This window comes from Anaerophilus nitritigenes, assembly GCF_004138215.1.
GTDB lineage: Bacteria > Bacillota > Clostridia > Peptostreptococcales > Thermotaleaceae > Anaerophilus > Anaerophilus nitritogenes.
On sequence record NZ_RYYS01000012.1, the window covers coordinates 19521 to 31305 of the forward strand.

Here is an 11785-nt window from a genome sequence, read left to right on the forward strand (position 1 = left end):
TGGTCATCAACCTAAATTTTCAAATATTTTTTTTGATGATAAAGCGATACTACTTGAAGCCAATGCTGTCAAAAGCACAATCCAATGGGGAACGATCCAAAAAGCATCGAACAAAAAACCATATATTGCTTGACCAAGTGGCTGAGCACACATTGACAATGTCATCACGCAAGATATAACCTTGCCTCTTAAGTGTATGGGCGTTTCTTCTTGAATGAAGGTAAGCATCTGCACAGTCACCAGTGTTGCAACACTCATGAGAAAAAAGCAACTTATGCTAATAACCCAATAACTTATCAAAGGGGGCAATCCAATCCACAAGGCCCCCGCAATAGGTACAAGCAATATAGAAGAGGTCAGTAAGAGCAGATGAAGTTTTTTAATGTTTAGCTTTTTTGCAAATACCCCCACTACTATACCTCCTACAAGCCCTCCAGCTGCCAATACTCCTTGTGAAAAACCATATAACAGCTCTGATAGCTGGAGCGTTTGTGTAATGAAAACAGGTATAGCTACAATAATCATTGAACTTAAAAACAAATTAAATGCACATATAATACCCATACTTTTTAATATAACGGGTTTCTCTTTTCTCATAAATGCCAAGCTATCTAAAAAGTCCATTTTTACAATATGAAAGATATTTTGGTTTATTTGACTTTTGGAATAAGGAATATAAATAAAAATTTCCATAATAGCAGATAAAAAGAAACAACTGCCACTTACAATTATAATTGGAGTCATTCTCCAAAGTCCAAACAGCATACCTCCCAAAATTGGAGCTACCAAGCTGGAAAAAGCACTAACTTGGTTAATCATTGCATTTGCAGATAATAAATGCTCTTTACCATGTAAAAGGGGAATACTTGCTTGTACTGTAGGCTGATACGCACCCTGGATACCACAAAGAAGCATTAAGGTGATAATAACCAAAAAAACTAAGTCAACTTTATCCATTAATAAATATAACAGTACCATTAAAACTGCAGTTAAAAAATCAAGTGTTACCATGATATTTCGCTTATTTACTCTATCTGCAATAATACCCCCTATGGGCATTAAAACAATCATAGGAAGAAAGGAAATGGCCATTACAATACCAAACAATGATGTGGAACCTGTTTGACTTAAAAGGTATAACGGCAGTGCAAAGCGGACAATCCCGTTGCCAAGCAGGGAGATCATTTGTCCTATGACTACCAATGTAAAATCTTTATGAAATAACTTGTTATGCACGATATTATAATACCTCCATTTTATTTACTTTTAAAAAATTTTTTACTTAACTTACTTGTCTTTATTACAAATTGCTGTTCCATAAAATTCTCCTAATTATTATACCGTCGTTTGGTATGTTAATGTGTAAAATAAAACGCCGTTTTCGGCAATTTATTTTATGGTATTACTCTTTACTAAAATTACGCAGTTGCTTCAAATGAGCAAGGTTTTCATCGCCAAAAATAGGGACATTTATACCTTCCATTAAAGATTGTAAAAAAAGGTATTTCCTGTTTAGTTCCTCTTCCGTGCAATAAAACACAAAAGGGTTCAGCCATATATTTATAAGCAGAATAATAGTTTGAGAAAGTTCTTTTGGATAATCAGTTTTAATAGTTCCATCCTCTATGCCTTCTCTGATTAAAGGCTCAATAACCTTTACCGCTATATCATAAATGCTGCTTTTCAATTGCAAAGCTAAAAACTTTGGATTTTTTAATAAGTTGGGCATAGCTTTTGCAAATTCTTGTTGCTTGGGATTTTCAATGGCTAAAATCAAAAATTTACGCAGCTTTTCTAATCCGGTAAGTCCTCTTTGGTTTTTAATCTCAAAAAGTTGATCATCCATCTGCCTATTCATTCTTTCTGTAACTGCAATGATAATTTCTTCTTTTGATTTGAAATGATGATAAATAGCGCCTTTACTTAAACCATCAAGAGCATCAATAATATCTTGTATGGTTGTGTTTTCATAACCTTTTTCAAAAAATAACTCTGTTGCAGCATCTAAAATCCTCTCTACTGTTAACTCAGGATATTTATTTCTTGCCATTTAATACACCTCCTTAAACAGACCGTTGGTATGTATATTATCATACCAACGGTCTGTTTGTCAATGTGTTGTAACTCCTTTCATTTGGTGCACCATATATAAAGTGGAGTTTTTTATCAAAAAGGTTCATTTTTATCCTACATTACTTTTAAAAAATCAGTATACCTGTCCCTTAGCCTATCCCTTAGCCTATTAGCCTTACTATAAGGCTCTGTTTAGAGCACCTTCAAATAGACAATTAGAATGTCAAAAATTAAAAATACAGATCAAAGCCATTTACTTAGAAAGCAAAAAACGTTAGGAAGCTCCTAAGATTCAAAATATGAAAAAGATTATAGGAATGCTTTAAAAATATAATTTATTAATAATAATGGTTTTTATTTTTAAAAAATCAAAAATATTGAAATTTTTAGAAAATAATGTATAATTTAAATTATTACTATAAATTTACAACTAAGCTATAAGACATATTAAAAATAATATCTAAAAAGCTTATGAATCTACAATTTCAATTAATGAAATTTTTAAGTTAAATATATTTAAATCCAAAAATAAATCACGGAGGAATTGGTATGAACGATAATTACTTTATCCACTTATTTGAAACTCCTTTAGAAAAGTATTTCTATGATGTAAATATGAATAAAATTCTTAATATTCCTGAGACGGTTTATAAATATTTAAGAAATGAAGATTTGAATGATGCAGATATTACTATAGGGGAAAAGTATATTGAAAAGTTAAAAGTTAACGGTTATCTCAAGAAAAAAAGAGTAGAATGTACAAAAAATCCTCAAACAAAGTATGCTCAATATTTCACTGATACTAAAATAAACTATCTAGTGTTACAAGTAACACAAAATTGTAATTTGCGTTGCGAATATTGTGTATATTCAGGAGGTCATAATAATCGTGCACATAATGAGAGCAAAATGAATATCGAAATAGCAAAAAAAGGAATTGATTTTTTAGTTAAACATTCCAGTGATTGTAACTATTTATACCTAGGCTTTTATGGAGGAGAACCATTATTAGAGTTTGAATTAATCAAACAATGCGTAGAATATACAACAATAGCTACAGAAGGAAAGAAAGTAGATTATTCTATTACAACGAATGGGACATTAATTAATGATGAAGTAATTGATTTTTTTTATAAGAATAATTTCATAGTTACAATAAGTTTAGATGGTCCTTCTCATATCCATAATCTTAGTAGACATTTTGCATATTCGGATAAAGGTAGCTTTGATAAAATAATGGAAAATTTGAAGAAGATAAAGAAGAAGTACCCTGATTATTATAAAAAAAATGTAAAGTTTAATGCTGTGCTTACAACACAAAATGGAGTGTTAGAGATAGAACAATTTTTTAAAAATAACTGTTTAACAAAAGACAACCTTATAACATGTTCAATTGATGGTGGTATATATACTCAAGCTGAAAAAAAGATGGGGGAGGATTATATTATAGAAGAAGGATATCTACAGTTCTTGACGCTTCTATCGAAAATTGGGTGGCTTGAGAATTATAAAATATCTGGAGCAATGGAGAGCGTTTTTGAGAGTTTAGTAAATTTTAAAAGAAAGATGGTAAAAGACACAAGAGAGGAATTACCAGATGAATGGCATCATGGAGGACCCTGTATGCCTTCCGAAAAAAGATTATTTATGACTGTAGATGGGGGCTTTTATCCATGTGAAAAAGTTTCAGAAACTAGAGTTGAAAATAAAATCGGTGACCTTTTTTCAGGAATAGATATAAAACGAGTCACTTCAATGCTTAATGTGGAATGTATAAATCAAGATGTTTGTAAGAATTGTTGGGCTTATTCACTTTGTAGTATTTGCGTTTTATATGTTGATAATGTTGATAAAAAAAATAGCTTACACAATAAAACTAGATGTAGTTTAGTCCGTAGTGATTTAGAAGAAAAAATGAAAACTTTGTGCATATTAAAGGAATTAAATTATGATTTAGAACATGAAATAATTCAAATCTAATTTAGAGGGGGAAGTAGATATGAAGATAATGATATATCCATTCGATAAAACATTCTTACCAGTATTACAATTTTTAAGTCAAATGCCTCTTGGAGATGAAATCGTACTTATAAGTCCCAGAGGGTGGGGCCTAACTGGGAAAGAATATAGTTATGGAGAGAAATCGTATGTTGTCAAATCAGATTTTGAAAAAGAAGTAAGTAAGTGTTCAAATATTTTTATAGTTAATTCTAGATATCCGTTAGATATTAAAACGAATATATTACCGTTAATGAATAATGTCTATGATAAAAAAATTATTATATCAAAAAAGCTATCTATAGATGAAAAATGTGAAATTCGTAAAAATTTAAATAAATGCCAGATTTTATTTGCAGATGAAGCCAATGTAAATATTCCAGAGGAATTAAACGAGATTTTATTTAATTTTAGTATGCCGGTAATTTTCGTTGCAGGAATTACTGAAGAGACAGATAAATTTAAAGTACAATTAGAATTATATTCTGAATTATGTCAGCAAGGGTATAATGTGGGGATGCTAACATCTAGGGCTGATAGTGTATTATGTGATATTCCTACTTTACCGGATTTCTTATATGATGAACAAATATCTATTAAGAAGAAAATAATTTTATTAAATCAATTTATCAAAAAGTATGAGTTGTCTACAAACCCGGATATCTTGATTATTGGAATACCCGGAGAAGTACTTATGCTAAGTAATTACTATATAGGACATGGAGGTACTATAGCACATATCATATCTCAAGCAATTACAGCGGATAGCGTTATACTGTGCTCTATGTATAGTGAGATCCCTAGTTCGAGCTTAATAAATATTGGTGAAAAAATTTCAGAGAAGTTAGGAAGCAAAGTAAAATATCACGCTATAACAAATAAAGTTCTAGATTATGAAAATACAGAGGAAACAAAGCAGGTTCAGTATTTAACATTGCCACATGAATTTGTATTAAAGAATAGTGAAAATTATAAAAAGGATAATATGTATTTTACTTTTCTATGTAAAGATATTAAGCGTATGACTAATGCTATTATTGAAGATTTATCGGAGTAATAGGAAAGTGGGGATATTTTATGCAAAACGAAAAAAAATTAGAAAATATTTTTAAAAAATATACAAAAATTTCTTTTGATATGGCTGATAGCTTAAAAAACAAACCATTATTAGGTGCTCAATTAAATATAACACCTGCAATTCTTGTATTGATTTTACGTGATATTGAAAGCCAATATAACATTAAGCTATCAAAATCAAAAGTTATAAATGGAAATTTTAACACATTCAATAATATTCTAAAAATGATAAAAGAGGCTTATTAAGCTATCAAAATAGATTATTATGTATTATAGATAGAGAGAAAAATTTACTCTTGTATAAAATGCAAATCAGATTTTTTATGTATTTTATAACATGCTTAAATATGAGCATTGAATGAAGGATTTGATTTTTACAACTTTTAAAATAACCTTGAAGCATTTGGGGTTATCTTAAGTAACATAAACTTCAAATCTAGCAGCATCAATAATTAAACTTTCATTAAGACAAAGTTGATTCATATTGTTATATAGTTTTTCTCCTTTTAAGGAAATGATTTTTTTATAGAAAATTTAATTATACCTTGTTTGGGGGAAAACATATATATCTGTAACCTCTTTTAGTTTAAAGGGTTACAGAGTTTAGTAATTTAATATACATATTTTAAAAAGGGAGAGGATATCATGAAAAAAACATTGATTGGAAAACAAAACAGCAATACAATTATGTCTCAAAGTGGTAAACGTAGTCCTAGAGGATTTTGTGGTTGTGGTATATGCGCGTGCGGGAAATGGAGAGTTAGTAGCGATGGTAGTGCAACGGACTCACGCCTTATGATTGATATGATTGAACCTAGTTATCCACAACCATAAAGAGAAATTAAGGGATACATTTTTTGTATCCCTTAATATTTTATTAAATAACTACCCTAGTGATAGTATTATTTAAATATAATATAATTATCACGCATAATAAGATGGTCATTACAATATACCTATAAAGATTTTAAGAAGACTACTATGAAGAATTGTAAAGCGAATGAAAAGAGTGATTAAAACGAATGAAAAGAGATAAAATAAAGATTACTAAGACAGTAATAAAAATGATTAAAGAAAGTTGGTCTCTTGTTTATGAGCATAATAAATGGTATTTAGGGGTTAATATAGGACTAACAGTTATATTAGGTTCTTTGCCAGCAACACAAATTATTGTTTTACAAAGTATAATCAACAGTCTGCAAAGTGGAGCAGATAGTTTTACAGAAATTTTTCAGTTGATTGTATTATATATAGGAATTAATATCTTAAGCTTTTGCGTACAAGAAGTATACGGTTACTACAATAATACCTTCACACTTAGGTTTAATAAATTTGTTAACCTAAAGATGTTAAACAAAGCTACGCAATTACAACTTAAAGATTTTGAAAATACAGAAATTTATAACATTATTAAAAGGGCCCAAAACCAAGGTGCGGCAAGTGTTTTGAATTATTTAACAAGTGTTTTTGATATTATAAAGCAAATCATTATAATTGGTTCGACTATAATAATTTTATTACATTTTCAGTGGTGGATTATCGTGTTTGTTTTGATTGCTCCAGTAATAAAGTATATTTACACTGTTGGTTTTGATAGAAAATGGTATGAAATACGTATAGAAAGAACAGATAAAGAGCGTCGAGCTTGGTATATAAGTTTTTTATTGATGACAGGAAATGCTTTTAAAGAAATAAAATTATTAAGTTTAAAAGAATATTTTGTTTCCAAATATAACGAAATTCAAAGTCAGATAATAAATGAAGACATTAGATTACATAAGAAGATTACAATTGTATATATAATATTAGGTATTTTTGATTATTGCATTACAGGAGGCGCATTCGTATACACAGTTTACCAAGGATATATAAAAACAATTATGATTGGAGATGTTACCGCATATACTGAGTGTATCTATGATATTAAAACCAGCATAGAGAATATTTTCTTGCAAATGAGCCAGATTATACAACAGTCATTGTATGTAGAGTTACTTTTTGAGTTTTTTAATATTGAGGTGCAAAAAGATAATAGCGGAATAGATATTGATGAAATATATAAAGTTGAATTAAGAAATGTATCATATAAGTATGATAATAATTATGTCCTTAAAGATATTAGTTTGGTTATTGAGAGAGGAACAACAATTGCCCTAGTAGGAGAGAATGGATCTGGAAAGACAATGTTGACTAAGCTCATACTTGGATTTTATGATGATTACGAAGGCGAGATATTAATAAATGATATAGATTTAAGAAAAGTTAATAAAACTTCTTATACTAATAAAATAGGATGTGTATTTCAAGATTACGTCAAATATGAAACTACCTTGAGAGAAAATGTGGGTTTTGGACAAATTGATAAAATTCACGATAATATTAAAATTTGGAATGCAATAAAATCAGTAGACTTAAAAGAAGGTGTATATAAAGATTGTGGATTAGAAACAATTATGGGCAATTGGTTTGGCAATAAACAAATTTCTATTGGAGAATGGCAACGAATTGCAATTGCAAGAGCCTTGATTAGAGATGCAGATTTGTATATTTTAGACGAGTCAGATTCTTCAATTGATATAATAAAACAAAAAGAATTAATCGATATATACACCGATGTTTTAAAACAAAAATTAGGAATTATTATATCTCACAAGATTAATCATGTTCATTTATTAGCAAATACTATATATGTGTTAGAAGATGGAAAAATTATTGAAAAAGGTACTCATAGTGAACTTATAAAAAATGATAAACTATATAAAAAGTTCTACATGGAATGTGAAAAAATGTACGAATTGAATTTTAATTAATATATTAGAAGCAATCCAAAGAAATATTATCTCAATCAGAAGAAGCAGGAATATATAATAGCTCATCCAGCATATAGTAAAGATACATTAGTTTATGAATATAAAAGAAATGTAGGGAATAAAATGGAACCTGTAAGATAGACACTCATAAAAGAGAGTCTGTCCTATGGGTTCCATTTTATTTTTGCATACTATTTTTATATTCTAAGGAAAGCTCCAATATGGGTACAGCCGACATACGTGCAAAAATAGGCCACATGCTGGAATTAATATCCATCATGTGACTTTTTCATGTTTCATGGGTATGGAAACAGTCCTATCTATCGCATTGGGTATATTTTTCAAATTAATTACATAATCACCAAAACGTTTTATGTGCCTAGTGAGATATGGACTAAGAGCTGCTACATCTGACTTGGTAAACTCAACTCCATTATCATAGAATTCTTTTAGTATATAAGTCATGTCCACAACATTTTGTAGTATTACTGCATTAGATACAAGATCATTATATTTAATCCTTTTTTCTTGTTCATCAGGATCATTTTCAGAAATAACGCCTTCACCACCAAATAAGAAAAATTTAGAAAAACCATTATAGGATTCTATTTTATTCGTGCTTGATGTAATCTGTTGACGTAACTCAATATCTGAAATATATTTTAAAAGAAAAATAGTTCTAATTACTCTTCCTAATTCTCTAAATGTTTGGTATAACTTGTTTTTATGACTATAATTGTTTAACTTCCTTTTATTGGGGTAATTTTTATCTACTTCTATGGACTTTTCTTTTAGCAATGATTTCAACTGTTCTACAAATTCATTTGAATTTTCTTTGAAATTCATTTCTGCACAAAAATCAGAAATTAAAGGTTCACATTCGTTCCACGGTAAAAGTTGTTCTCTATAATCTGCAAATTCTTCTGAAGTATCAATACATAAGTCTCCAGTTTTTAATCCAGCTGCTAAATAATAAAAAATACATACTTCCAGATGTCTTCGTGCTAAAAAAGTATTGCCACTTTCTTTTATAATAACAGTATTTTGCCATTGAACACTTGCAAAACCTAAATCTAGTGTGGCAGGCAAAAGTTCAACACGCCTATCTTCATTTGCAAGTAGGAAATTCAGTGCTTCAATTAAAGCTTCCGTAATTACATGTCTTGCACTTGCCCCAAATTCTGTTACATTTAAATATTTCCTAATGGAACTTTTATATCTGTAAAGTGTTCTATTAGTGATAGTAAGTTCTATATCTGATGTAATATTCAATTGTAAACAAAGATGTTTTACAATTTTAATTGGAATTTCACTAATTTTAGGGAAATAGCCTAATCTTTGAAACGATTTTAACAGAAGTATAAAATTTAGAACTTGAATTTCGCCTTTTGTGACTTTATGGGCTACTTCAATATCTTTATGACTAGGTGTATAAATTTCTACAAGTTCTTTTGCACTAATATTTTTCTTAAATCTTGGATAAGCTGTACGTTCAATTGTTGCCAAATTATAATCCTCCTATATGTTGTTCAAACAAATCTATATGCTGCAAATCAACTATTGCTTTGTGAAATTATATTTTGTTTAGCCTTCCATTCTAAGTTTGCTTCATATTCTTTAACTCTCCTATAGAATGTATTTCTCTTTAATTCTAGTAATTCCATAGCTGTGGTAGCAGTTATTTCTTTGTTTTTCCATTTGATATATATATTTTCGAATTTATAATTGAGTTCTATTTTCTTTCTACCTTTGTATTTCCCCTGAGATTTTGCTATTGCTATTCCTTCAGCTTGTCTTTGCTTTATCTTTTTACGCTCTTGTTGTGCAACATAAGGATGATAAGGTCAAATTATGGAATATTTATTGAATATCCAAAAGAATGGTTATCTAAAGTTCCTTTCCAAAATTGGGTTGCGCCTGGTATAATTGCAATCGTAGTATTTGGATTAGGAAATATTATATCAGCAATATTTAGTTTTAGAAAAGAAAGTAGCCAATCATGGGTTATGTCTGCTATAATGGGTGGCATATTTTTTATGAGCCTTATTGCTCAAGTAATAATCTTAAGGTGGTACATGGCAACTGTACAGTTTTTCATTTTTAGTATAATTCAGTTATGCCTTAGCGCATATGTATTTTTAGGCTATAGAAAAAAATCCAAAGAGTTTTAAAATTTAGCAAATGAAAGGTGTCATGCAGTTTTATTAAAACGTGTCGCAGGAGATGTTGCTATCGAAACAAGAAAAGCCACATGTTGGAATTAATATCCAGAATGTGGCTCATTTTTGCACGTATGTCGGCTGTCCCCCCTAGTTAAGCTATTAGATAAGACTATTTTTATAGATGATAAAATTTTAAAAGGTTTATGTAGTGAATTTATTGAAAAGTATAGCAATATCGCAGGCATTTAAAATTCATTTAATTATGTACATGAAACTGCTATCTTTCTTTGCCTGTAACTGTGTAGAAAGGAGCAGGTTTCATATATTATTTTTATATAAAAGTAGTAAATAGGGAATATAGTAATTTAAAAACATATATATAAGCATCGATATCCCCAGTATATTTTTTTTAATCTCTATGTTTCTTTTGGTATATTTATTGATAATAATAAGTCCTGTTAATATACCTATAGGGATTCTCAAATTTCCTAAATATATTGAAAAGCCATAACTTATATAGAATGTAAAGATTTTAATAAAAAACCAATTTTCATCTTCTACATTTTTGAACTTTATAATTAATACCACTAGCAATATGGACAGTATCAAAACAAGCTTATAAATTAAAGCTATTTTTCCAAACTGAAAATAAAAGCTTTCGGGAAATCCAGCTGAACTTATTAAATTAAGTTCAGCTGTGTGATCATTCCATTCTATCTTGCAATTCTCAGTAGTAAGTTTACGTCCATTATTATTTATAAATGTTTTAAAAATCATATGTCTAAAAATATCATACTTACTTTTATAAAATACAGATACAGTATTATTACCCAAAAGAACAGCCCCTTCATCTTGAACACTTAATTGGTAATAACCATCTTTTGAGCTATATCTTCCTATATTATGTACAGATAATAATGTCCATATTATGTTGATTGTAGTAATTGTACATAACAAAATAATACTAAGTTCTATGAAACTCTTTTTAAATTTTGATATATCTATATAAAATTTCATTAGGAGCAACCCCTTTGTTGTTTTATGAAAAATTATGCTAATCATTAGGGAGACTTGCTATATCTCTGATAAAAATCATGTTAAGCGTTAATGTATTGGTTCTATTACTTCTATATTTTAAATAGAATAATCTAGTATTTTCAATGCTTAATTTTTTTAAGATTTTAGAGAGTTCCAAAGTAACAATATAGTAAGTATATACCCTCTCATTTTAACATTATATGGTAAACATTAATATAGTTATATGTATCTATTTTAAATTTAACTATTCCTCAAATATAGGTTTAGATAACAGTTAAGCTCCTCTATTCTTTGATCTTTTAAAGCTTTTATTTCGTTTAATCTATCTTCTAAGGCTACTCTTGTTTCCTCTAAGAGATTATTTGCATTAGTTTGTAGCTTGTGTATCTACTTTATGTTTGTCTTTTAAATTATTTATAAGGGTGTTAATATTGATACATCTAACAAATTTAGAACTATTATATTTAGATAATAATTAAAAATAAAGAAGCAACTCTTATTTAAGAATCGCTTCTTTTGATAATGCTTATATAAAGATCTAAGCTACGTTCAACTTCTACTGCCACCAATTTTATGAAATCTGTATAATCATTAGTACTATTTGCTTTGTCTAATGAATTATAATAA

General features: G+C 28.8%; 9 protein-coding genes and 2 pseudogenes. 6 read left to right on the forward strand and 5 right to left on the reverse strand.

Annotated features, from left to right (window positions below; genetic code table 11):
- Positions 1 to 6: 6 nt before the first annotated feature.
- A complete protein-coding gene (locus EK368_RS01285) occupies positions 7 to 1236 on the reverse strand; it encodes an MFS transporter (RefSeq protein WP_129595924.1) in 1230 nt (409 codons plus the stop codon).
- 166 nt (positions 1237 to 1402) lie between these two features.
- Complete coding sequence (locus EK368_RS01290; RefSeq protein ID WP_129595925.1) at positions 1403 to 2050, reverse strand: TetR/AcrR family transcriptional regulator; 648 nt, start codon at positions 2048 to 2050, stop codon at positions 1403 to 1405.
- A 572-nt stretch (positions 2051 to 2622) separates the two neighbouring features.
- Here EK368_RS01290 and ccpM point away from each other — a divergent pair.
- From ccpM to EK368_RS01315, 5 genes are all read left to right on the forward strand, one after another.
- Complete coding sequence (ccpM, locus tag EK368_RS01295) at positions 2623 to 4053, forward strand: Cys-rich peptide radical SAM maturase CcpM (protein ID WP_129595926.1); 1431 nt, start codon at positions 2623 to 2625, stop codon at positions 4051 to 4053.
- Between the two features lie 19 nt (positions 4054 to 4072).
- Complete coding sequence (locus tag EK368_RS01300; RefSeq protein ID WP_129595927.1) at positions 4073 to 5128, forward strand: TIGR04066 family peptide maturation system protein; 1056 nt, start codon at positions 4073 to 4075, stop codon at positions 5126 to 5128.
- Positions 5129 to 5148: 20 nt separating this feature from the next.
- On the forward strand, positions 5149 to 5394 hold the full coding sequence (locus EK368_RS01305; protein ID WP_129595928.1) for a peptide maturation system acyl carrier-related protein: 246 nt from the start codon (positions 5149 to 5151) through the stop codon (positions 5392 to 5394).
- Positions 5395 to 5793: 399 nt separating this feature from the next.
- A complete protein-coding gene (locus EK368_RS01310) occupies positions 5794 to 5982 on the forward strand; it encodes a hypothetical protein (RefSeq protein WP_129595929.1) in 189 nt (62 codons plus the stop codon).
- 188 nt (positions 5983 to 6170) lie between these two features.
- Entirely contained in the window at positions 6171 to 7958 is a 1788-nt protein-coding gene (locus EK368_RS01315; protein ID WP_129595930.1) for an ABC transporter ATP-binding protein, read from the forward strand.
- Positions 7959 to 8234: 276 nt separating this feature from the next.
- On the opposite strand, the pseudogene EK368_RS15145 reads toward EK368_RS01315, so the two are convergent.
- Together EK368_RS15145 and EK368_RS15150 are read right to left on the reverse strand one after the other, a co-directional pair.
- Positions 8235 to 8708: pseudogene (locus EK368_RS15145) on the reverse strand (Tn3 family transposase); the annotation flags it as partial.
- A 396-nt stretch (positions 8709 to 9104) separates the two neighbouring features.
- Positions 9105 to 9464 (reverse strand): annotated as a pseudogene (locus EK368_RS15150) (DUF4158 domain-containing protein); the annotation flags it as partial.
- A gap of 329 nt (positions 9465 to 9793) precedes the next feature.
- Between EK368_RS15150 and EK368_RS01325 the strand changes: the two are divergent.
- Positions 9794 to 10129, forward strand: coding sequence for a hypothetical protein (locus EK368_RS01325; protein WP_129595932.1), 336 nt, complete (start codon positions 9794 to 9796; stop codon positions 10127 to 10129).
- Positions 10130 to 10438: 309 nt separating this feature from the next.
- On the opposite strand, the gene EK368_RS01330 is transcribed toward EK368_RS01325, so the two are convergent.
- Positions 10439 to 11137, reverse strand: a complete 699-nt coding sequence (locus tag EK368_RS01330) for a hypothetical protein (protein ID WP_129595933.1) — start codon at positions 11135 to 11137, stop codon at positions 10439 to 10441.
- Positions 11138 to 11785 lie beyond the last annotated feature (648 nt).

Excerpts from the sequence above, each read along its gene's own strand:
- EK368_RS01290 (WP_129595925.1), bottom strand. The coding sequence starts at position 2,050 with ATGGCAAGAAATAAATATCCTGAGTTAACAGTAGAGAGGATTTTAGAT.
- ccpM (WP_129595926.1), top strand. The coding sequence starts at position 2,623 with ATGAACGATAATTACTTTATCCACTTATTTGAAACTCCTTTAGAAAAG.
- EK368_RS01300 (WP_129595927.1), top strand. The coding sequence starts at position 4,073 with ATGAAGATAATGATATATCCATTCGATAAAACATTCTTACCAGTATTA.
- EK368_RS01305 (WP_129595928.1), top strand. The coding sequence starts at position 5,149 with ATGCAAAACGAAAAAAAATTAGAAAATATTTTTAAAAAATATACAAAA.
- EK368_RS01310 (WP_129595929.1), top strand. The coding sequence starts at position 5,794 with ATGAAAAAAACATTGATTGGAAAACAAAACAGCAATACAATTATGTCT.
- EK368_RS01315 (WP_129595930.1), top strand. The coding sequence starts at position 6,171 with ATGAAAAGAGATAAAATAAAGATTACTAAGACAGTAATAAAAATGATT.
- EK368_RS01325 (WP_129595932.1), top strand. The coding sequence starts at position 9,794 with ATGATAAGGTCAAATTATGGAATATTTATTGAATATCCAAAAGAATGG.
- EK368_RS01330 (WP_129595933.1), bottom strand. The coding sequence starts at position 11,137 with ATGAAATTTTATATAGATATATCAAAATTTAAAAAGAGTTTCATAGAA.